Source organism: Paracoccus mutanolyticus, assembly GCF_003285265.1.
GTDB lineage: Bacteria > Pseudomonadota > Alphaproteobacteria > Rhodobacterales > Rhodobacteraceae > Paracoccus > Paracoccus yeei.
The window spans coordinates 737,813-759,489 of the sequence record NZ_CP030239.1; the positions used below are offsets into that span (position 1 = coordinate 737,813).

Here is a 21,677-nt window from a genome sequence, read left to right on the forward strand (position 1 = left end):
GGGATCAGCCCGCCGCCACGCCGAAGACCATGCCGACGGCCAGCGTCGCGATCAGCGCCAGCGCGCCCCAGAAAGCGACGCGCATGGCGCCCTGCCGGATGGGCGCGCCGCCTGCATGGCTGCCAAGGCCGCCCAGCACCAGCAGGACGGCCAGCGTCGCCACCGAGACCCACAGCGCCACATGCGACGGCGCCAGCGCCGCGACGCCCAGCGGCAGGGCGGCCCCGACCGAAAAGGTCGCCGCCGAAACCGCCGCCGCCTGAAGGGGGCGCGCGGCCAGGCTTTCGGTGATCCCCAGTTCGTCGCGCAGATGGGCCTTCAGCGCGTCCCCTGCCATCAGCTGCTCGGCCACGCGGGTGGCGAGTTCGGCATCCAGGCCGCGTTCGACATAGATGTCGCGCAACTCGGCAAGCTCGGCCTCGGGCATCGTCGCAAGCTCCTCCTGCTCGCGGGCGCGATCCGCGGCCTCGGCATCGGCCTGCGAACTGACCGAGACATATTCGCCCGCCGCCATCGACATTGCCCCCGCGACCAGCCCCGCCAGCCCGGCGATCAGCACCGTCCCGCGATCCGACCCCGCCCCGGCGACGCCCACGATCAGCGCCGCGGTCGAGACCACCCCGTCATTCGCGCCCAGCACGGCGGCGCGCAGCCAGCCGATCCGGTGGGTCCGGTGGTTTTCCGCATGAATCGCCCGCATGATGGCCTTCTAACCTGAATGAACTGTCTTGACCCGTGTTCCCGCTTTTCGACCGCAGCCGCAAGGTTCATGGCCCGGGCCGTCCGGGCGTTTGGCCCAGGGCGGCAAAATACACCTGTCCCACCGCTGTTCTCACTTCGGATGAAGGGATGCCAGGGAGAGGCCGGTCTTGGGTGACGGGCTTCAGCGTCCGGGATCACGCCCCGTGCGCAACACCGCTTTCAGCCGCTCGACCGAGCGGAGCAGTGACATCCTCAAGAAAGCGGCCGCTTTTTTCGCGCGCGAGGCGATATGAGGTTCGCCTTCAGGTCAGACCCATCAGCGGCGATCCGTCCTCGGGGCGGAAGGCCACTCCCACGGCGTTGATGTAGCTGTACCACACCCCGTAGGAGCCGATGAACCCCTTTGCCTCATAGCTTTCGATCGCCGTATCGATCTGGCGGCGCAGGTCATTGGCCTGATCCGGCTGCTGCGCGATTATCCGTGCAGAGACTTCCTCGCGCTTGGCCGGGCTCATCGCCGCGAGATAGGCCAATCCCATCGCCGTGCGCAGCATCGGCAGGCGCGAGCCGACGTTCAGTTGCAGCGACACCGGCCCCATCGCACGGGAATTCGCAAGATACACCATCTCAAGCTGGTCGCGCGTACCGATGGCGGCGGCAAGGCCGGTCTGTTCCGACAGATCCTGCAGGATCGGCTGCGCCATGCGCACCACGGCAATGGAACTCAGGCCGTTATAGCCAAGCGACACGGTGGCCGCGCCGATGCAGTAGCGGCCGAGCGATTCAATGTAGCGCAGATAGCCGAGCTGGACGAGCGCGAGCGTAAGACGCGAAACGGTGGCCTTGGGCAGGCCGGTCCGGTCGATGATGTCCTGGTTTCCCAGCGTCTCGTCTTCCGGACCGAAGGCGCGAAGGATCTCAAGACCCCGCGTCAGCGAGGCTGCGCTGTTCGGAGCCTGGTCCGCGTCTTTTTCCTGCGTGGATTTTGCTCTTTTTCTCATCGCTGTTCCCGAACGCTACCCGCAGGCGGACGCTAGCATCAAAGCGCCGCGTGCGGTAGATCGGGCCATGCAAGCCCCGGATCACGCTGCGCCGCAGGCATCACCCGGCGGTCATCTCGCGGGCGATGATGATCTGCTGGATCTGGGTCGTGCCTTCGTACAGCCGGAAAAGGCGCACGTCACGGTAGAAATGCTCGACCGCGCTGTCCTGCATGTAGCCCGCGCCGCCAGGATCTGCACCGCACGGTCGGCCACGCGCCCGACCATCTCGGTGCAGAACATCTTGCAAGCCGCAGCCTCCTTTACGATCCGCGCCTTCTCGTCGAAGCGGCGCGCGGTTTCCAGGACCATGCATCGCCCGGCCCAGGTCTCGGCCCCGCTGTCGGCCAGCATGGCTTGAATGAGCTGGTGATCCGCGATGCGCTTGCCGAATTGCTGCCGGTCGCGGGCGAAGGCCACGGATTCGTCGCACAGCCGCTCTGCCGCGCCCACCGCCACCGACGAGATATGCAGCCGGCCGCGGTTCAGCACCTTCATCGCGGTCTTGAAGCCCTGGCCTTCCACGGCGCCGATGACCGCGTCGAGAGGCACGCGCACATCCTCAAGGATCACGTCGCAGGTCCGGGTGCCGCGCTGGCCCATCTTGCGATCCACCGTGCCCAGCGTGATGCCGGGCGTGCTTGCCGGCACGAGGAAGGCCGTGACACCCGATGCTCCGGGCCTCCGGTCCGCGCCATCAGTGTAAAGACATCGGCCACCGGCGCGTTGGTGATATAGCGCTTGGTCCCGTTCAGCACATAGCTGTCGCCGTCGCGCCGCGCCGTGGTCATGACCGACGCGGCATCGGATCCCACATCGGGTTCCGTCAGAGCGAACGAGCCGATGACCTCGCCCGAGGCCATGCGCGGAAGCCAGTAGTCCTTCTGCGCCTCGGTGCCGTCGATGATGATCCCCTGCGAGCCGATGCCGTTGTTGGTGCCGATCACCGAACGGAAGGCGGGCGAGGTATAGCCAAGCTCGAAGCCCACCAGAACCTCTTCTTCCATCGTCAGGCCCAGCCCGCCATATTCCTCGGGGATCGACATGCCGAACAGGCCCATGGCCCGCATTTCGGCAATGATCTCTTCGGGGATCGCGTTGGACTCCTCCACCCTCTGTTCGGCCGGGACGAAGTGCTCGCGCCATTGTGCCAGCCGACATCCCTTTCGACAGTGCCGGTCATGCCGGGCAGATACTTCGTCACGTCAAGACGCGTGGTGTCGAAGGGTTGGACGATGTCGAGACTGTACCACGAAGGCAGCGACTGGTGGCCAGGCAGTGCGATATCGCCGGACCCGTCCTGCACCGCCAGGCGGCATTGCGCCAGCATGGTGTCCTGCTCGGGCTGGGCGATCAGATTGATCCTGATGCCCGTCGCCTTCTCGAACCCGTCGAAAACGGCGGAATAGTCGAGCCCGGCCCAGCCGATGTAGTTGATGACCCCCGACGATGCACGGGCCTCGCGGACCAGGGCCGGGCTGGCCAGGAGCGCCGTCGCGGATGCGGCGGTCGTAAGGAAGGTCCGTCGGTTCACGCTAGCCATGTTCAGATCCTCTCTGATGGTGATTGATCCCGTGCGGCCTTTCCCGGCCGCCTTCTTCCCGATCTCGCAATGGGGCCCTGTACTGGTCGCATTGATGAAATCTGTTGTTAAGCTAGAAAATGGCTGCAGATCGATCAATAGAGAACTTTAGTTCCATTTTTCAAAAATGCCGCGACTTGCCGCCCGGGAAGCTCGACCCGGCAGCCCGGATCTATCTTCAAGGCATTGATTTTTTATATTAATAATTTTGGCTACCACTTTTTATGCCAAACACCCCCTCCAAAAAGCCAAGTGCTTGGCCAAGCACAGCAGGACGGGCAAAAATTTGACAAAGATCAGGAATAGCTCAGGTGAGTCGGGTCAGCGTCGCGGCAGCAGGGTCTCCGGCAGGATCGTGCGCAGATATGTCAGCTGAATGGCCACCCCGTGACGGAAGGTGTCGTCATCGACATAGCCCCGCTGCGAGTAGGAGCGCGCCCAGAGCGCATCGATGCAGTCCATCGTATATCGCATGTATTCGGCCAGTTCGGGGATATCGGGCATCCGATAGAACTGGTGGAAGGCCGCGCTAATCTCGGCGGCAAGCTGGCGGTTCTGCTCGGCCGCGGCCCGCCGCGTGTCGTGATGCAGCGCCGGGCCCAGGATGATCTCGGCAACATGGCGGTTCTGGTTGCAATGGTCGCGATAGGCGGTCGCCAGCCTGGTCAGCCAGTCCTGCCAGCGCGGGCTGTCCTGCGCCTCGATCTCGACTCTGGTCTGCAGGATGAAATCGGTCGATTGCCGCAGGTAGCGCCCTGCAAGTTCGATCTGGATCGCAGCCATCGAAGGAAAGAGATAGTTGATGGAGGCAGGAGAAATCCCCGCCTTCGCCGCGATGTCATTGAAACTGATGTCTGCGACATGCGCCGTTTGAAGCAGTTCTTCGAGTGCGGCGAGGATCTGATCGAACCGCTCCTGGCTGCGGGCCTGCAGCGGACGCCGGGCCTTGTGTTCCACCGAAAGCGTCCGGCTTTTGCGGCGCGTCACGCGCGGGCGAACCGTGGCGGAGGCAGCGGATTCCGGCTCGGGAGCGTCGGCCTCATCCCCGTCTCGCATGCCGCGTTCCATGATCATCCCCAAGTGTCGGCACCGGATTCGGGCGCCGTCTATCTGCCGGACGACCACGATGCCGAAAGCCCCGCACAAGGTCAACGCCACCCCCGGTTCGTCCGCGCATCACTGCCTACGAAAACAAAATATAATTTCATTTTATTGACCTGCTGGTGGAAATCTGCAACGTGTCGATGCAAGTTCGGTCGAGACGGCCGCCGGGAAGGGAAGAACCAAGATGCCAAAACAGGCCGCCCTGCCACTTCAAGATGTGAAGGTTCTGGATCTGAGCCGGGTGCTTGCGGGGCCATGGGCCACGATGAGTCTGGGCGACCTTGGAGCAGAGGTCTGGAAGATCGAGAACATCAGAGGCGGAGACGATACCCGCGCCTGGTCGGTCCCGAGCTACAAGGGTGTCAGCACCTATTATCTTTGCGCGAATCGCGGCAAGAACAGCATCGCCGTCGACCTCAAGGCACCCGAAGGCCGCCAGATCGTGCTGGATCTTGCGGCCCGTGCCGATGTGGTGGTCGAGAATTTCCGCGCCGGCACCATTGACCGGCTGGGGATCGGCTATGACGCTCTGCGGTCCGTGAATCCAGGCATCATTCTCTGCTCGATCTCGGGTTACGGCCAGACCGGCCCCGACCGCAATCGGCCCGGATACGATTTCATCATGCAGGCCGAAAGCGGGCTCATGTCCATCACCGGCGAAAAGGACGGCCCACCGAACCGGCTGGGCGTGGCATTCGCCGATGTGGTGGCCGGCATGGTGGCGACGCAGTCGATCCTCGCGGCGCTTTACCAACGCAAGGCCACCGGCCAAGGCCAGAAGATCGACGTCGCGCTTCTTGAGACGACCCTGAACATGCTGATCAACGTGGGGACAGGCTATCTGAATGCAGGGACCATCCCCGGACGCTATGGCAATGCCCATCCGACCGTCGTCCCCTATCAGCTGTTCGATGCCGCGGACGACACCTTTGCGCTGGCCGTTGGCAACGACCGGATGTTCAAGGACCTGTGCGAAAAGGTGATCGACCGCCCTGATCTGGCCCGCGATCCGCGTTTCCTGACGTCGCACCAGCGCGCCCTGCATCGCGACGACCTGCTGCCGATCCTGGTGGAGATCTTCAGGCAGCGGGATTGCGCATCCTGGATCGACGCCTGCCTGCGCGCCGATGTACCTGCGGGGCAGGTCAAGACCGTGGCCGAGGCGCTTGACAGCCCTGCCGTCCGGGCACGCGGCGTGGTGCAGACGCTTCAGCATCCCGAACTCGGTCCGGTGGCACTGATCCGCCCGGCCCATGGCCTTGCCGCGCAGGAAGGCAGGGCAGTCAAAGCCCCACCGCTTCTGGGCGAGGATACGCGGAGCGGCTGCAAGAGGTGCTGGGTACGCCGTCGGCCCGGATGCAGACATGGCGGCGCGCCGAAAGGTCGGGCGTGCCAGCGGCCGCCCCGCGCCGGCGAAATCCGGGGCGGCATGATCCGGGCACAGCCGGGCAGGACATGATTGGATCGCAGCCAAAGACCGATGGAAGGCGTCAGAATGACCGACAGGCAGAATGAGATGAACGGCGCGCAGAGCCTTGTAAAGACGCTGATCGCCGGCGGGGTTGAAACCTGCTTCGCCAACCCCGGCACAAGCGAGATGCATTTCGTCGCGGCGCTGGACCAGATTCCCGGCATCCGCTGCGTCCTCGGCCTGCAAGAGAACGTCGTTACCGGCATGGCGGACGGCTATTACCGGATTTCGGGCAAGCCTGCCGCCACGCTTCTGCATTGCGGCCCCGGTCTCGCGAACGGGTCTGGGGAACCTGCACAACGCCCGCCGCGCGCGCAGCGGCATGGTCAATATCGTCGGCGACCAGGCGACCTGGCACCGCCCGTTCGACGCACCGCTGACCGCAGACACCGAGTCGCTGGCCCGCACATCCTCGGATTGGGTGCGTACAAGCGCCGCCGCATCCGAAGTGGGTCGGGATGGCGCGATGGCGATGCAGATCGCCCGCCGCCATGGTGGCGGCATCGCGACCCTGATCCTGCCTTCGGATGCGTCATGGGACGGGGGCGGACAGGTGGCACAGCCTTTCCCGGATCTTGCGCCGCCGCCGGTCGATGCCAATGCCGTGGATGGCGCGGCACGCATCCTGCGCGATCACGCTGGGTCGACCCTCATCCTTTTGGGAAGCCGCGCCACTCTGGCGACCGCGCAGGAAGCGGCCTATCGCGTGGCCGCGGCCACCGGCGCCGAGATCCTGGCCGAATATGTCTGCGCCCGCATGAGCCGCGGGCAGGGCCGCGTGCCGATCGAGCGCGTGCCCTATACGCTGGCCGCAGCCAAGGCGCGGCTTGCGCGCTTCAGCCACATCATCCTCGTCGGCGCGCGGCCGCCGGTGGGCTTCTTCGGCTATCCCGGCCAACCTTCGATCCACCACGATCCGGCGGCGGTCTTCCATATACTCACCCGCCCCGAGCAGGACGAGGTGGCGGCGCTCACCGCGCTGGCCGAGGCCCTTGGTGCGCCGAAAGCCGCGCCTCCCGCTGCCGCGCCGCGGCCCGATATCGCCACCGGCGCCCCCACCCCCGAAGGGCTGGCCCGTACGGTGGCGGCGGTGATGCCCGAGAATGCGATCATTTCGGACGAAAGCATCTCTTATGGTCGGGGCTTCTACGCCGAAACGCATGGCGCGCCGCCGCATGACTGGCTGCACCTAACCGGCGGCGCCATCGGTGACGGCCTGCCGGTGGGCACAGGTGCCGCCGTGGCGGGCGGCGGACGCCGCGTGATCGGTCTTCAGGCGGACGGCTCGGCGATGTATTCGCTGCAATCGCTCTGGACCCAGGCGCGCGAGCGGCTTCCCGTCACCACCATCATTCTGTCAAATCGGAAGTACCAGATCCTGATAGGCGAATATGGCGGCGTCGGGGCGGTGGCCGGGCCGACGGCGATGAACATGCTTGACCTGTCGAACCCATCGATCGACTGGCTGCACATCGCCAATGGCATGGGTGTCGAGGCCGCGCGCACCGAAACGCTGGAAGGCTGCGCGGACCTGATGCGCCAAAGCTTCGCGCAGCCCGGTCCGTTCCTGATCGAGCTTATGATCTGACGCCATGGGAACTCCGCAGGACGAGGCCCGCGCCCTGATCGACCGCGTCTGGGATGCGGTGGTCGTAGGCACCGGGATCGGCGGCGCGACGCTGGGCCATGCGCTGGCGCAGGCCGGTCTGTCGGTCCTGTTCCTGGAGCGCGGACAGTTCAACGGAGCGGCCGGAAGCATCGCGGGCGACTGGCTGGAGGCCCTCGTCCCTGCGCGCCCCGAAGGCCCGAACTCCGAGGAGAGGCGTCGTGCCGGCCGCCTGGACGCGCCGATCTCGGATGTGTCCTCGGGTGAGGCAAAGCCGATCCTTCCCCTGCTGGGCATCGGAACCGGCGGCAGCAGCGCGCTTTACGGCATGGTGATGGAGCGCTTCTTTCCCTCGGACTTCACCCCCGGCGACTGGTTCTCGAAATCCGGCGGCGCAAACCTGCCAGAGCGCTGGCCGGTCAGTTATGACGAAATGGCACCCTTCTATGCCCGCGCCGAGGCGCTTTACGGCGTGCGCGCAACGCCGGACCCGCTGCACGACTGCGCGGGCGCAAGGGGCATCAAGGAACCGCCGCCCCTTCATGCCGTCAGCCGCGAACTGGCCCAGGGACTGCGCGGGCGCGGCCTGCATCCCTATCATGTGCCGATGGCCTGCGAATACCGCGACGGCTGCCGCGAATGTCTGGGTTTTCTCTGCCCAATGGCGTGCAAGAACGACAGCGCGCGGGCCTGCCTGAAACCCGCGCTGGCCAGCGGCAAGGCGCATCTGCTGATCGGCTGCACCGTCGAGCGGATCCGCGCACGGGATGGAGAGGCGGTGGGCGTCGAAGCCAGCTGGCAGGGCGAAACGGTCTTCATCAAGGGCCGAATAGTCGCGCTTGCGGCAGGCGCTGTGCATTCGCCCGCGCTCCTTCTGCGGTCCGGCGGGGCGGGAGGGCTGGCAAACGGCTCGGGTCAGGTCGGGCGCAACCTGATGCGCCATCTGATCGACTACTATCTGGTGCGCACCCGTGCTCGGGCCGAGCCAGGGCCAGTCAAGCAGCTGGCCTTGAATGATTTCTACCATCACGAAGGCACCAAGCTGGGGACGCTCCAGGCCAATGGACGCATGCCACCAGCCCGTATCGTTGCCGCCGGCCTGCGCGCCGACTGGCGTCCGCATATCGGCCCGTTCGACGCGCTCTGGCCGCTGGCCCGCCCGGCGGTGGAATGGCAGGTGGCGCGGATGCTTCGGCGCAGCCACATTTTCGTCAGCTTCCTCGAAGACCTTCCCTATGCGGAAAACCGGATCACGTTGGGCGAGGATGGCCGGACCATCCGGCTTGCCTATAAGATCCCGCCGACCGATCCCGAGCGGCTTGCCCGTCAGCCGGTAATATTCCGCGGCGAGCGGCTTCCGATTTCCGGGTCCGCCCGATCCATCGCGCGCATCTGATCGCCATGCTGGCCATGTCTGCGGCATCCTGCCGCTTTGGCGATGATCCGGCGACAAGCGTGCTGGACCGCAACAACCGGACCCATGAGGTGGCCAATCTCTATGTGGTGGACGGATCGTTCCTGCCCACGAGCGGCGGCACCAATCCCTCTCTTACCATTGCCGCCAACGCGCTGCGCGTCGCCGACGCCATGCTGCGGACGGTTTTCGCCAGACCTGAGGAAACGCCTGCGACCCGCTGAACGCGGGACGCCGGCATCAGGCGCGCGGACGGTTTATGCGCTTCGTTGCTGTCCATTTCGGTCCCACTCCGGGCCGCAACCCCGGCACTCCTGCAAATGCCCGTGCAACGTATCGACGCCATAGCGAGGGCGGAACAGGTCGACCAGCTCCGCGCCGGGGCACACCAGTCGACCCCTTCCAGGAGCATCGACAGCTGCGCCGGTGTCAGCGCCACCTCGCCCTCCTTGGCCGAGGGCCAGACGAACCGGCCCCGCTCAAGCCACTTCATGAACCTGCAGCCCGCCTGGCCGTCCCACCAGATAACCTTCACCAGATATTCGTCGCCGTGAACCTCCGGCGCGAGGTGACGGCGCCGGTGCTTTGGCTCCTGAGCCGCGGGATCGAGGTAAAGTGCGTCAAGGTCACGCCCTTTGAGCTGGAACAGGGGTTGATCATCGACATCCAGCAGATCATCCCGACGCCCATCTGATAGAGGGCAGGGATCAACCTGGGACCCTGCCATAGCCTCGCCCCAAGCAATTTGAGCGAAGGCGTCACGCTGGCCCTATCCCTTAATCCGGGATCAGCTTGCCCGGATTCATGATCCCGTGGGGATCGAGCGCCTGCTTGATGGCGCGCATCGGGCCCAGCGCCTCGCCGTGCTGGGCGGCCATCAGGGGGCGTTTGCCGATGCCGATGCCGTGTTCGCCGCTGATCGTGCCGCCGACCGCCAGCGCGCGCTCGGCCATGCGGACGGCGACGCGCTTGGCGGCGCCAAGCTCGGCCGCGTCGCCGGGCATCACCAGGATCTGGGAATGGAAGTTGCCGTCGCCGACATGGCCGACCATGGGGCCCAGAAGCCCCTCGGCGCGGATGTCGGCCGCCGCCGCGGCGACGGCTTCGGGCAGATGCGACATCGGCACGCAGACATCCGTCACCACCGCCGTCGCGCCCGGGCGCAGCGCCAGGCAGGCGCGATAGGCGCCGTGCCGCATCCGCCACAGTTGCGCGCGCTGTTCCGGCGCCGTCGCCCTGTCCACACTGCGGGAGCATTTCGGACCATGCTCCCGACAGCGGTACGACGTCCCCGGCCGATGTTCCTGCGCATGGGCGAGCCGTGGAAATCGTCTTGCAGGTGTCGCTGTTCGTGCAGGGCCGCGCCCGAGAAGGCGTTGAAGGCGCGTGCGGCGTCGGCATCGACGAATTCGATCCGCGCCATCGGGATGCCGGACTGGATGGTCATGGTCACGCATTCGACCGCCGCGTCGAGCGTCGGGAAGGCGCAGACGGCGGCGGCCACCTCCTCGGGCTGGCCATGCAGGCGCAGGGTCAGTTCTGTAATGATGCCCAACGTGCCCTCGGACCCGACGAAAAGGCCGGTCAGGTCATAGCCGGCGCTGGATTTCGCGGCCCGGGTGCCGGTGCGGATCACGCGGCCGTCGGCCAGCACGACCTGCAGCGCCAGCCGTTGTCGGCATGGTGCCGTAGCGCACCGCCGTCGTGCCGCTGGCGCGGGTCGCGGCCATGCCGCCGAGGCTGGCGTTGGCGCCGGGATCGACCGAGAAGAAAAGGCCGGTGGCGCGCAGGTCCTGATTCAACGCCTCGCGCGTGAGGCCGGGCTGGACATCGGCCTGCAGATCGCCCGGGCGGATGTCGAGCACGCGGTCCATGCGCATCAGGTCGAGGACCAGCCCGCCCTGGGTCGCCAGCGCATGGCCTTCGAGCGAGGTGCCGGTGCCCCAGCCGATGACCGGCACACGGTGTTCGTGGCAGAGGGCCAGGATGGCCGAGACCTCGTCGGTCGAGAGCGGCCAGGCGACGGCATCGGGCGGGGGCGCGGCATGGGCGGTTTCGGACTGGGCATGCAGGTCCCGGTCGGCCTGGGCCTGCGAGAAGCGCGGACCCAGCAGGCGAGCCAGGGCATCGCTGGCGGCGGCGGGAATCGGCATGGCTCTCCTCCAACTCGTATGGCAGAGGCTTAGGCCGCGGCGGGGCGAAGGGCAAGCGGGGCAGCGCCCGGCCCGGCGCCACCGGGTCGGGGTGGGTATTTGGAAAACGGTGAAAGCGCTGTCTCAGGCCCGGCCGAGGGCGCCGCGGACGGCGCCGATGGCGGGGGTGATGACGTGGTTCGCGACGGGGATCAGGACAAAGCCCAGCATGAGGCCCAAGATGCCGTCGAAGAAGGCCGTCGTCACCCAGGCAGCGACGCCCGGGGCGGCGGGAAGGGCCTGGGCCGCGGCCTCGGCCATGTGGTGGATCCATTCGTAGGGCTGGTGTTGGCCCAGGACATGGAGCCCGTGCACCACGATCTGGCCGCCGACCCAGATCATCGCGGCGGTGCCGACGATCGTCAGCACCTTCATGAAGCCGGGCATGAAGCGCACGATGCCGCGCCCGAGCCCTGCCGTCGCCCCGCCCCGCTGCGCGAGATGCAGGCCCACGTCGTCGGCCTTCACGATCAGCGCGACGAAGCCGTAGACCGCCACCGTGATGCCGATGGCCACGACCGCCAAGATCAGCGCCTTTTGCCAGATGGTGTCGTTGGTCGGGATCGTGGCCAGCGCGATGGTCATGATCTCTGCCGACAGGATGAAGTCGGTCTTGATCGCGCCCTTGACGCGGGTTTCCTCGAGCCCGGCCGCGCCTTCGGGGGTGACGGTCAGGTGGGGTTCATTGACCTGGTGGTGACTGAGCGCGTGGAGGACCTTCTCGGCGCCCTCGAAGCACAGATAGGCGCCGCCGATCATCAGGAGCGGCGTGATCAGCCAGGGCGCGAAGGCCGAGAGCAGCAGCGCGATGGGCAGCAGGATCACCAGCTTGTTGAAGAACGAGCCGCGCGCGATCCGCCAGACGATGGGCAGCTCGCGCGCGGCGGTGAAGCCGTGAACGTATTTCGGCGTCACCGCCGCGTCGTCGATCACCGCGCCCGCCGCCTTGGCCCCGGCCTTGACCGCCTGCCCCGCAACGTCGTCGACCGAGGCCGCCGCGATCTTGGCGATCCCCGCCACGTCATCCAGCAGCGCCAGCAATCCGCTCATCCGTCACCTGTCCCGTTGTTTCCTGTTCCAGAGTGACCACGGAACGCGACGAGGGCAAGACGGGTTCATCCCTGCTGGCGCTTGCGCGCGCTGCCCGAATGCGCAATCAAGGGCCGGATGCGAGGAAAGGGCCCGACGATGCTGGACGTGAACGCGAAACCGACCGAGGAAATCGACCTGCGCGAGGTCTTCGGCCTTGACAGCGACATGAAGGTCAAGGGCTTTGCCGAACGCGCCGACCGCGTGCCCGAGATCGACCCGACCTACAAGTTCGACCCGGACACGACCCTAGCGATTCTGGCGGGCTTTGCCTATAACCGCCGGGTGATGATCCAGGGCTATCACGGCACCGGCAAGTCGACCCATATCGAGCAGGTCGCGGCGCGGCTGAACTGGCCCTGCGTGCGGGTGAACCTGGACAGCCACGTCAGCCGCATCGACCTGATCGGCAAGGATGCGATCAAGCTGGTCGACGGCAAGCAGGTCACGGTGTTTCACGAGGGCATCCTGCCCTGGGCGCTGCGCAACCCGACCGCCATCGTCTTCGACGAATACGACGCCGGCCGCGCCGACGTGATGTTCGTGATCCAGCGCGTGCTGGAGGCCGAGGGCAAGCTGACGCTTCTGGACCAGAACGAGGTGATCTCTCCGAACCCGTATTTCCGGCTGTTCGCGACGGCGAACACGGTGGGCCTGGGCGACACCACGGGGCTTTATCATGGCACGCAGCAGATCAACCAGGGCCAGATGGACCGCTGGTCGCTGGTTTCGACGCTGAACTATCTGAGCCATGACGCCGAGGCCGCCATCGTGCTGGCTAAGAACCCGACCTACAACACCGAGAAGGGCCGCAAGATCATCAACCAGATGGTGACGCTGGCCGACCTGACGCGCACCGCCTTCATGCAGGGCGACCTGTCCACCGTCATGTCGCCCCGCACGGTGATCGCCTGGGCGCAGAACGCCCGCATCTTCGGCGACAACGTGGGCTATGCCTTCCGCCTGACCTTCCTGAACAAATGCGACGAGCTGGAACGCCAGACGGTGGCCGAGTTCTATCAGCGCCTGTTCGACGAGGAACTGCCGGAAAGCGCGGCGGTCAAGGCGGGGTGATGGGGGCGCAGGACCGAGCGCCAGCAATTCGAGCCATGCGAGCACGTCCTATGTTCGCCACGTGAAAGCAGGTGTCTTGATTCGTCTAGCCCCTCACACAAGACGTTGCCCTCACCATACCTTCATAGGAGCCAGCTGGATGGGAGCGACCGATGAAGTGCCACCATAGACGGCATTGGCCTCCATGTAGCGTCGGATTGTCTCATATGCATGTGCTCTTTCATATGCATAAGGAACTGCCAAAGCGCGGCGGTCAAGGCGGGGTGATGGGGGCGCAGGACCGTGCGGGAGCCGTGTTGCGAGCCATGCGAGCACGTCCTATGTTCGCCACATGATTGCAACAGAAGGCCTTCGCGCGATCTAGCCCCTCACGCCCCCGCCCTGTTCCACGGCATCCGCTGCAACAGCAGCGCCATGCCGCACCAGCCGGTGATGCCGGCCAGCGCCAGCATTGCGCCGATCAGCCCGGCCAGGGCAAAGAACGCAGGCGCGACCGCGAACCCTGCCAGCACCAGCGCCAGCACGATCAGCCCGACCGCGATCTGCACCTGGCGGAACAGCGGCAGCGCGCGCGAAGCGGTGACGACCGGCAGGCCGGCGGCCTTCCAGGCCTCGATGCCGCCCTCCAGATTGTAGCTCTCGCCTTCGCGGGCGCCCGCAAGCGCGCAGGCCGAGGCGCCGCGTGTCCCGCGCTGGCACTGGAACACCACCCGCCGCCCGGCCAGGGCGGGCAAGGCCGCCGGCAGGCTGTCCAGCGGCACCGACACCGCCAGCGCCACATGCTCGGCGCGGAATTCCTCGGCCGAGCGCACGTCGACCAGCACGGCGCTGCCCTCGGCCAGCCAGCGGGCGACCTGGGTTGCGGAAACAAGCGTCTGGGTCATTCGGATTTTCCCTCGCAGAAGTGGCGGTAAAGCACCTGCATGATCTCGGCCACCGCCGGATGCGCGATGCGATAGTAAAGCGTGCGGTGGTCGCGGCGGACGGCGACGATGCCCTCGGCCCTGAGCCGGGCGAGATGCTGCGACATCGAGGTCTGGCCGATGCCCGTCGCCTGAACCAGCGCGCCGACGTGGCGTTCGCCCTGCGCCAGGCAGCACAGCACCAGCAGGCGCTGCGGATGGCCGGCCCCTTGATGAAGGCCCGAGGCGCGCCCGAAGCGCTGGCCGCCATGGCGACGAGGTCGGAAAGAAGATCCGGTGGCAGGTTCATGGTCGGCCTTTACAATTCATGATTTCCTTATATCAATGATTAATGAATTGACAAGAGGAGATTCGCCATGACCCCGGACAAGGACTATCCCGCCATCATCGCCGGCATCGGCGCCTATACGGCCGAGCTGCGTCGCACAGTTCCGCCGGTCATGCAGGGCTTTGGCGCGCTGGCCCGCGCCGCGACCGCCCCGGGCAGCGTCGATGCCAAGACCAAGGAACTGATCGCCCTGGCGATCGGCGTCACCAGCGCTGCGATGGCTGCATCGGCTTTCACGGCAAGGCGCTGGCGAACTGGGCGCCAGCCGCGACGAGGTGGCCGAGGTTCTTGGCCGGTGCGTCTGCATGGGCGGCGGGCCAGCGCTGATGTATGCCGCCGACGCGCTGCGCGCCTATGACCAGTTCGCCGCCGCCTCCGCCCGCGCGGCCTGAGCGGGACCGACACCGAGGGGCGACTGGCCCCTCGACAGCGGCGGGAATCTGGCCCAAAAACAGGGCATGAAAAAATCCGACAACCCCGCCGATCCGTTCAAGAAGGCCCTGACCGAGGCCACCCGCGCCATGGCCGAGGAGCATGAGCTGAACGTGACCTTCAGCGCCGATCCCTCGGGCGTCTCGGGCGACACCATGCGCCTGCCGCAGGTCAGCCGCCGCATGACCCGCGACGAGGTGCTGATGGCACGGGGCACGGCGGATGCGCTGGCGATGAAGCTGCGCCATCACGACGCGGCGACGCATGCGAAATACGTCCCCGCGGGCCCGATGGCGCGCGACCTTTACGAGGCGATGGAGACGGCGCGCTGCAGGCCTTGGGCGCGCGCGACAGGCTCGGCGCGCTATCCAACATCGACGCCAAGCTGGGTCAGGAAGCCGACCGCAAGGGCTATGGCCAGATCAAGGCGCCGGCCGATGCGCCGCTGGCGGTGGCCGCGGGCTATCTGGTGCGGCAGGCGGCAACTGGACGGGCGCTGCCGTCCTCGGCCCAGCATGTCGCCGACCTGTGGCGGCCCTTCGTCGAGGAGCAGGCGGGCGCGGACCTGGACCAGGTGAACGGCGTGCTGGGCGATCAGGCGGCCTTTGCGCGGCTGGCCCGCAAGGTGATTTCCGACCTCGGCTATGGCGACCAGCTGGGCGACGACCCGGACGAGCCGCAGGAGGACGAGGCCGACGAGAACGCCGAGCAGGACGAGGAGGCGGGCGACAACCAGTCCCGCGACCAGAGCCAGGACGAGGAGGCCGAGGCCAGCCCCGAGCGCAGCCAGGACCAGACCCAGGACGAGCGCCAGGCCCAGGTCAGCATGGACGACCAGTCCGACGAGGAGATGGCCGACGAGGCCGAGATGTCCGAGGCCGAGAGCCCGCCCGACCTGCCCCCCCGGTCAGCGAGGCGAGCGCCGATTACAAGGTCTATACCCAGGACTTCGACGAGGAGATCCGGGCCGAGGACCTGGCCGACCCGGCCGAGCTGCAGCGGCTGCGCGCCTATCTGGACACGCAGCTGGAGCCCCTGCGCGGCGCCGTCAGCCGGCTGGCCAACAAGCTGCAGCGCCGCCTGCAGGCGCAGCAGAGCCGCAGCTGGGAGTTCGACAAGGAGGAGGGCGTCCTGGACGCGGGCCGTCTGGCGCGCGTGGTGGCGAACCCGACCACGCCGCTGAGCTTCAAGGTCGAGAGGGACACCGAGTTCCGCGACACGGTGGTGACGCTGCTTCTGGACAACTCGGGCTCGATGCGGGGGCGGCCGATCAGCATCGCCGCGATCTGCGCCGACGTGCTGGCCCGCACGCTGGAGCGCAGCCAGGTCAAGGTCGAGATCCTGGGCTTTACCACTCGCGCCTGGAAGGGCGGCCAGAGCCGCGAGAAATGGCTGGCCGAGGGCCGGCCGGCGCATCCGGGGCGGCTGAACGACCTGCGCCACATCATCTACAAGGCGGCGGACGCGCCCTGGCGGCGGGTGCGCCCGAACCTGGGGCTGATGATGAAGGAAGGCCTGCTCAAGGAAAACATCGACGGCGAGGCGCTGGAATGGGCGCATCGCCGGCTGGTGCGCCGCCCCGAGCAGCGCCGCATCCTGATGGTGATCTCGGACGGGGCGCCGGTCGACGATTCGACCCTTTCGGTCAACCCGGCGAACTATCTGGAAAAGCATCTGCGCGACGTGATCGCCATGATCGAGAAGAAGAAGCAGGTCGAGCTGCTGGCCATCGGCATCGGCCATGACGTGACGCGCTATTACCAGCGCGCGGTGACGATCACCGACGCCGAGCAACTGGCCGGCGCGATGACGGAACAGCTGGCCGCGCTGTTCGAAAGCGACCCGCGCAAGCGCGCCCGCGCCATGCACCAGCGCCGCGCCGGCTGAGGGCGTCGAAAGGAAAAGCCATGTTCCAGACCTACGACAGCCATTCGGACCCGGCGGCGCATGGGCCGCGCCTGGCCGCGCTGCGGGCCGAGCTTGCCTCGCGCCGGCTGGACGGGTTCATCGTGCCGCGCGCCGACGCCCATCAGGGCGAATATGTCGCCGCCCGCGACGCGCGGCTGGCCTGGCTGACCGGGTTCTACCGGCAGCGCGGGCTTTGCATCGTGACCGGGGACCGCGCGGGCATGTTCATCGACGGGCGCTATCGCGTGCAGGTCAAGGCCGAGATCGACGCGGCGCATTTCATCCCGGTGCCCTGGCCCGAGGTGCGCCCCTCGGCCTGGCTGGCCGAGGCGCTGCCGCAGGGCGGGCGCGTGGGCTATGACCCCTGGCTGCACACGCGGCGCGAGATCCGCGAGATGGAAAAGGGGCTGGCCGGGTCGGGCGTCGCGCTGATCGCGGTCGAGACGAACCCGATCGACGCGGTCTGGACCGACCAGCCGCCGGCCCCGGCCGGCGCGGTGCGGCTGTGGCCCGATGCCGTCGCCGGCGAGACGGCGGCCGAGAAGCGCGAGCGCATCGCGGCCGCCCTGCGCGCGGCCGAGCAGCGCGCCGCCGTGCTGACGCTGCCGGATTCGCTGTCCTGGCTGCTGAACATCCGGGGCACGGACGTGCCCAAGAACCCGGTCGTCCAGGGCTTTGCCATCATCGAGGACGACGCCCGCGTCGCCGTCTTTGCCGAGCCCGCCAAGTTCGGCCCCGAGGTTCGCGCGGCGCTGGGGAACGCCGTCACCATCCTGCCCCCCGAGGCGCTGACACCCGCGCTGACGAACCTGGGCGGCCCGGTGCGGCTGGACCCCGCCACCGCCCCCGATCAGGTGTTCCGGCTGGTCGAAAGCATGGGCGCGCGCATCGCCGAGGCGCCCGACCCCGTGATCCTGCCCAAGGCCGCCAAGAACCCCGCCGAGGTCGCCGGCATGCGCGCGGCGCATCTGCGCGACGGCGCCGCCGTGACCGAACTGCTGTGCTGGCTGGACCGGCGCGCGCCGCGGCTGGAGGACGAGCCGCTGACCGAGATCGGCGTCGCCCGAAAGCTCGAGGAACTGCGCATGGCGCGGGGGATCCTGGACATCAGCTTCGACACGATCTCGGCCACCGGGCCGCATGGCGCGATCTGCCATTACCGGGTCAGCGCCGACAGCGACCTGCGCATCCTGCCGGGCCAGGTGCTGCTGGTCGATTCGGGCGGGCAATATCCGGACGGCACCACCGACATTACCCGCACCCTGCCGATGGGCGACCCTGATCCGGCGGTGCGCCGGCCCTATACCCGCGTACTGCAAGGCATGATCGCGCTGTCGCGGGCGCAGTTCCCGCGCGGCGTCGCCGGCTGCCACCTGGACGCGCTGGCCCGCGCGCCCCTGTGGATGGAGGGGCTGGACTATGACCACGGCACTGGCCATGGCGTCGGCGCCGGGCTTTCGGTGCATGAGGGGCCGGTCAGGATTTCCCGCGTGTCCGACATCCCGCTGGAGCCCGGGATGATCCTGTCGAACGAGCCCGGCTATTACCGCGAGGGCGCCTTCGGCATCCGCATCGAGAACCTGCTGGTGGTGCACCCGGTCGAAAGCCCGGACGGGCGCGCCATGCTGGGCTTCGAGACGATGACCCTGGCCCCCATCGACCGACGGCTGATCGACCCGGCGCTGCTGTCGGGGGACGAGGTGGCCTGGCTTGACGCCTATCACGCCCGGGTGCGGGACCAGATCGGCCCGCTGGTCGACCCCGAGGTGCAGGACTGGCTGAACCGGGCGACGCGCCCCCTGGCGGGCTGAACGCCCCTGCTGCGGGCGGCGGTGCCCGTGGCGCGGGCGGCCTTGGGTATTTGGGAAACGGTGAAGAGCCGGGCGTCGGAAAGGGACGAGATGGAATTTCGGCGCTATGCGATCTATCATCTGCCCGAGGGCGCGCTGGGGCGGATGGGGACGGCCTGGCTGGGCTGGGACCCGCGCAGGGGGTCGCCGGCCGCCCGGCCCGTCGTCAGGGCGCTGCCGGGCGATGCCGAGGCGCTGACCCGCGCGCCTCGACCCTATGGCTTTCACGCGACGCTCAAGGCGCCGTTCCGGCTGGCCGCCGGGCATGGGCCGGACGAGTTGCTGCGCCGCGCGGCCCTGGTCGCGACCACCTGGCGCCCTTCGACCTGGCGCTGGAACTGGGTGCGTGGCACGGCTTCGTCGCGCTGCGCCCGCGCCAGCAGCCCTCCGCCCTGCTGGCGCTGGAGCAGGCGCTGGTCACGCGGCTTGACGATCTGCGCGCGCCCCTGACGGCCGAGGAGCGCGAGCGGCGGCGTCCCGAGACCCTGCCCGAGACGGCCCGCGCCCATCTGGACCATTGGGGCTACCCTTGGGTGCTGGGCCTGTTCGCCTATCACCTGACGCTGTCGGGAAGCCTGAAGGCCGAAGCGGCGGGGCAGCTGGTCCGCGCGCTGGAGCCGGTCTTTGCCCCTCTGATCCGGGCGCCGATGCCGGTGCGGGCGGTGTCGCTGCTGGGCGAGGACGCCGGGGGCCGCTTTCATCTGCTGGGCGAGGTCCCGCTGCGCGGCTAGATCCAGTTCTTCCACCGCAAAAGCGCCAGCACGCCCGCGACCGAGGCCGCCATCATCCCCAGCGCCATGGGCATGCCCATCGACCATTCCAGCCCCGGGATGACGCGAAAGTTCATGCCGTAGATGCTGGCGATCAGCGTCGGCGGCAGGAACAGGGCCGTAACGACAGAGAGGATGCGGACGCGTTCGTTCTGCTGCAGCCCGATCATCCCCATGGTCGCGTCGATGGTCATGCCGATGCGCGAGGTCAGGAAATCGGCATGCACCTCGAGCGCCTGGATGTCGCGCTGGATGCCCTTCGCCAGGCCGCGCGGGGCCTGGTCGCGGGGCGTGACCGCCGCGTGATAGACGAGGATCCGGTCCAGGGACAGCAGCCCCATGCGCACATGGCCCAGAAGCTCGGCCTGCTGGCCGATCGTGACCAGCGCGTCCTGCAGGAACTCGGTTTCGCTGGTGGCGTCGCGCGACAGGACCCGGCCGGCGATGCGGTCCAGCACCTTGCCCACGCCCTCGGAGAGGTCGGCGAGCCGGCCCACGATTTCCTCGACCAGGCCCAGGAACACCCGTTCGGGCGTGTCGCAGCCGGTGCTGCCGCGGTCGGCGCGGCGGGGGAAGGTCTCGAACGGGCGGGGCGCGTGGTGGCGCACGGTGACCAGCCGGCGGGCGTTCAGGATGAAGGTCACCGGCATGGCGGCGCTGCCCCCCTCGGGCAGCTGGCCGGGCAGGACGGCAGTCATGTAGGCGGTGCCGCGGTCCATGTAGAGGCGGTTCGACAGCTCGATTTCCTCCATATCCGCCAGGGTGGGGATCTCATAGTCGAGGGCGGCGCGCCGTCGCCTGCGACCCGAGCGGGCGATAGAGGCGCCAGATCGCCGGCGACAGCTCGGCCTGCGGTGCAAGAGGCACGCGCGCCGTGCCTGTCGTGGCATAGGCGTAAAGCATCCATTCCCCTTGCAGGCGATCCGGCGGGCAGCCTGCGCCGGGCGCGCGGGCGGCGTCAAGGGCCAGGCTGGTCCCCGGGACCGGACCGATCCGGCGCCGGAACCCGGCTTGATGTCACGGGCGTTTCACAACCATGGCGCATCATCGCCCGAACCATCGGCACGAGACGGACCATGCCCCACCTGCCCCCGATCCGCCTGACCGGCGCCACCATCCTGCGCGAGGGCGAACTGCGCCAGCGCTCGGTCGCCATTGCGCGGGGCCGCATCACCCGGGGGCCGCTGCCGGCGGTGGACCTGCAGGGCTATCTGGTGCTGCCGGGCATCGTGGACCTGCTGTTCGCGCCCCCTGCCCGGGGCTCCGCCGCCGAGAGGCTGCGGGCCTGCGCCCGGGTCGCGGCCCGCCACGGCATCACCACCGCCTGGCCCGCGCCGCTGTGGGGCTGGCAGGACGCCCCGAGCCCTGCGTCGCGCTGGTCCGCGCGCTGCGGCCCGGGGGGTGGCCGGACCTGCGCCCGGCGCTGCGGACGAAAGCTATCGCACCGATTGCACCGACGCGCTGGTCGCGCTGTGCCGCGAGGCGCGGCCGGAGCTCGCCTGGTTCGCCAGCGACTTCGGCCGGCTCGAGGACCTGCGCCAGCACGACCCCGCGGCGCTTGGGGCCGAGGCGCGGCGGCTGGCGCTGGACCCGGCGGCGCTGGCGCGCAGCTTGAGGCCGCCGCCCTGCGCCGGCGCGAGGTGCCGCGCCACCTGTGCCGCCTGGCCGAGGCGCTGGACGAGGCGCGCGCGCGCTATGGCTGCTCGGCGACACCGGCGGCGCCATGCGCGAGACGCATCCATGATCGGCGCGGGGCTGGCCGCCTGCCCGGCCGCCCCCTCGGCTGCCGCGGCGGCGCGGGCGATGGGCGACCCGGTGCTGCTGTCGGCGCGCGAGGACGAGCGGCTGGTCGAGTTCCTGCGCGGCGGCTTCGGGGACGCCATCGTCTCGGACGGGGCGCCGGGGCGGCTGGTGACGCTGGCGCTGTCGCTGGCGGGGCCGGAACTGGCCGACCTGCCCCGGATCTGGGCGCTGCTGTCGCAGCACCCGGCCGAGATCATGCGGCTGCCCGACCGGGGCCGGCTGGACCAGGGATGCCGCGCCGATCTGGTGGTGGTGGCACGGGACAGCGGTGCGGTCGAGGCCACGATCAGCGCCGGCCGGCTGATCCACCTGACGGGGCAGGCGCGCGACCGTTTTGCCGCCGTGCTGCCGCGCGGCCGGGACGACATGGGGATCGCGGCCGAATAGGG

At 68.3% G+C, this 21,677-nt stretch carries 19 protein-coding genes and 5 pseudogenes; 12 read left to right on the forward strand and 12 right to left on the reverse strand.

Going from position 1 to position 21,677, the window contains the following annotated elements; all coding sequences use genetic code 11:
- Positions 1-4: 4 nt before the first annotated feature.
- From DPM13_RS04120 to DPM13_RS04140, 6 genes and pseudogenes are all read right to left on the reverse strand, one after another.
- A complete protein-coding gene (locus DPM13_RS04120; RefSeq protein WP_028719806.1) occupies positions 5-703 on the reverse strand; it encodes a VIT1/CCC1 transporter family protein in 699 nt (232 codons plus the stop codon).
- Between the two features lie 301 nt (positions 704-1,004).
- Positions 1,005-1,703, reverse strand: coding sequence for an IclR family transcriptional regulator (locus DPM13_RS04125; protein WP_223252331.1), 699 nt, complete (start codon positions 1,701-1,703; stop codon positions 1,005-1,007).
- A gap of 100 nt (positions 1,704-1,803) precedes the next feature.
- Positions 1,804-2,345, reverse strand: a pseudogene (locus DPM13_RS22160) (acyl-CoA dehydrogenase family protein).
- Positions 2,312-2,854 (reverse strand): acyl-CoA dehydrogenase family protein, encoded by a 543-nt coding sequence (locus DPM13_RS22165; RefSeq protein WP_223252332.1) that lies wholly within the window; start codon positions 2,852-2,854, stop codon positions 2,312-2,314. Before DPM13_RS22165 ends, DPM13_RS22160 begins: the two are co-directional and overlap by 34 nt.
- The gene (locus tag DPM13_RS04135) at positions 2,752-3,423 is read right to left on the reverse strand and encodes a type 2 periplasmic-binding domain-containing protein (RefSeq protein WP_112887508.1); all 672 of its coding nucleotides are present in this window, start codon (positions 3,421-3,423) and stop codon (positions 2,752-2,754) included. Before DPM13_RS04135 ends, DPM13_RS22165 begins: the two co-directional genes overlap by 103 nt.
- Before the next feature lie 222 nt (positions 3,424-3,645).
- Complete coding sequence (locus tag DPM13_RS04140) at positions 3,646-4,392, reverse strand: TetR/AcrR family transcriptional regulator (RefSeq protein WP_158212785.1); 747 nt, start codon at positions 4,390-4,392, stop codon at positions 3,646-3,648.
- A 301-nt stretch (positions 4,393-4,693) separates the two neighbouring features.
- On the opposite strand from DPM13_RS04140, the gene DPM13_RS04145 reads away from it, so the two are divergent.
- From DPM13_RS04145 to DPM13_RS22175, 5 genes and pseudogenes are all read left to right on the forward strand, one after another.
- Positions 4,694-5,887, forward strand: coding sequence for a CaiB/BaiF CoA transferase family protein (locus tag DPM13_RS04145; protein WP_262983250.1), 1,194 nt, complete (start codon positions 4,694-4,696; stop codon positions 5,885-5,887).
- 57 nt (positions 5,888-5,944) lie between these two features.
- A pseudogene (locus tag DPM13_RS22170) lies at positions 5,945-6,124 on the forward strand (thiamine pyrophosphate-binding protein); the annotation flags it as partial.
- A 97-nt stretch (positions 6,125-6,221) separates the two neighbouring features.
- The gene (locus DPM13_RS04150; protein WP_262983251.1) at positions 6,222-7,487 is read left to right on the forward strand and encodes an acetolactate synthase large subunit; all 1,266 of its coding nucleotides are present in this window, start codon (positions 6,222-6,224) and stop codon (positions 7,485-7,487) included.
- 4 nt (positions 7,488-7,491) lie between these two features.
- The gene (locus DPM13_RS04155; protein WP_112887510.1) at positions 7,492-8,901 is read left to right on the forward strand and encodes a GMC family oxidoreductase N-terminal domain-containing protein; all 1,410 of its coding nucleotides are present in this window, start codon (positions 7,492-7,494) and stop codon (positions 8,899-8,901) included.
- 5 nt (positions 8,902-8,906) lie between these two features.
- Positions 8,907-9,143, forward strand: coding sequence for a GMC oxidoreductase (locus tag DPM13_RS22175; RefSeq protein WP_112887511.1), 237 nt, complete (start codon positions 8,907-8,909; stop codon positions 9,141-9,143).
- 128 nt (positions 9,144-9,271) lie between these two features.
- Here DPM13_RS22175 and tnpB read toward each other — a convergent pair.
- From tnpB to DPM13_RS04175, 3 genes and pseudogenes are all read right to left on the reverse strand, one after another.
- Positions 9,272-9,457: pseudogene (tnpB, locus tag DPM13_RS22180) on the reverse strand (IS66 family insertion sequence element accessory protein TnpB); the annotation flags it as partial.
- A gap of 238 nt (positions 9,458-9,695) precedes the next feature.
- A pseudogene (locus DPM13_RS26595) lies at positions 9,696-11,072 on the reverse strand (FAD-binding oxidoreductase).
- A 123-nt stretch (positions 11,073-11,195) separates the two neighbouring features.
- A complete protein-coding gene (locus tag DPM13_RS04175; protein ID WP_080620848.1) occupies positions 11,196-12,161 on the reverse strand; it encodes a DUF808 domain-containing protein in 966 nt (321 codons plus the stop codon).
- A gap of 138 nt (positions 12,162-12,299) precedes the next feature.
- Here DPM13_RS04175 and cobS point away from each other — a divergent pair, with 138 nt between their 5' ends.
- On the forward strand, positions 12,300-13,274 hold the full coding sequence (gene cobS, locus DPM13_RS04180) for a cobaltochelatase subunit CobS (RefSeq protein ID WP_028719790.1): 975 nt from the start codon (positions 12,300-12,302) through the stop codon (positions 13,272-13,274).
- 368 nt (positions 13,275-13,642) lie between these two features.
- Here the strand turns inward: cobS and DPM13_RS04185 are convergent, their stop codons facing one another.
- Both DPM13_RS04185 and DPM13_RS24795 read right to left on the reverse strand, forming a co-directional pair.
- The gene (locus DPM13_RS04185; protein ID WP_080620850.1) at positions 13,643-14,158 is read right to left on the reverse strand and encodes a rhodanese-like domain-containing protein; all 516 of its coding nucleotides are present in this window, start codon (positions 14,156-14,158) and stop codon (positions 13,643-13,645) included.
- Positions 14,155-14,379 (reverse strand): ArsR/SmtB family transcription factor, encoded by a 225-nt coding sequence (locus tag DPM13_RS24795; protein ID WP_262983252.1) that lies wholly within the window; start codon positions 14,377-14,379, stop codon positions 14,155-14,157. The genes DPM13_RS04185 and DPM13_RS24795 overlap by 4 nt, the downstream gene beginning before the upstream one ends.
- Positions 14,380-14,553: 174 nt before the next feature.
- Here DPM13_RS24795 and DPM13_RS26600 point away from each other — a divergent pair, with 174 nt between their 5' ends.
- The 5 genes and pseudogenes from DPM13_RS26600 to DPM13_RS22195 all read left to right on the forward strand — a co-directional run bounded on the left by DPM13_RS26600 (position 14,554) and on the right by DPM13_RS22195 (position 19,446).
- Positions 14,554-14,883, forward strand: coding sequence for a hypothetical protein (locus DPM13_RS26600; RefSeq protein WP_397245647.1), 330 nt, complete (start codon positions 14,554-14,556; stop codon positions 14,881-14,883).
- Between the two features lie 100 nt (positions 14,884-14,983).
- Positions 14,984-16,844: pseudogene (cobT, locus tag DPM13_RS04200) on the forward strand (cobaltochelatase subunit CobT).
- A gap of 20 nt (positions 16,845-16,864) precedes the next feature.
- Positions 16,865-18,676: an aminopeptidase P family protein gene (locus DPM13_RS04205; protein ID WP_112887514.1), complete on the forward strand. Its 1,812-nt coding sequence runs from the start codon at positions 16,865-16,867 to the stop codon at positions 18,674-18,676.
- Positions 18,677-18,766: 90 nt separating this feature from the next.
- Complete coding sequence (locus tag DPM13_RS22190; protein ID WP_223252672.1) at positions 18,767-19,165, forward strand: DUF1045 domain-containing protein; 399 nt, start codon at positions 18,767-18,769, stop codon at positions 19,163-19,165.
- Positions 19,081-19,446: a DUF1045 domain-containing protein gene (locus DPM13_RS22195; protein WP_262983319.1), complete on the forward strand. Its 366-nt coding sequence runs from the start codon at positions 19,081-19,083 to the stop codon at positions 19,444-19,446. The genes DPM13_RS22190 and DPM13_RS22195 overlap by 85 nt, the downstream gene beginning before the upstream one ends.
- Here the strand turns inward: DPM13_RS22195 and DPM13_RS04215 are convergent.
- On the reverse strand, positions 19,443-20,237 hold the full coding sequence (locus DPM13_RS04215; protein ID WP_223252333.1) for a CorA family divalent cation transporter: 795 nt from the start codon (positions 20,235-20,237) through the stop codon (positions 19,443-19,445). The genes DPM13_RS22195 and DPM13_RS04215 overlap by 4 nt on opposite strands.
- A 649-nt stretch (positions 20,238-20,886) precedes the next feature.
- Between DPM13_RS04215 and DPM13_RS04220 the strand changes: the two genes are divergently transcribed.
- Positions 20,887-21,675 carry an amidohydrolase family protein gene (locus DPM13_RS04220; protein WP_112887516.1) on the forward strand — a complete coding sequence of 263 codons (789 nt, stop codon included), beginning with the start codon at positions 20,887-20,889 and terminating at the stop codon, positions 21,673-21,675.
- Positions 21,676-21,677: the final 2 nt, after the last annotated feature.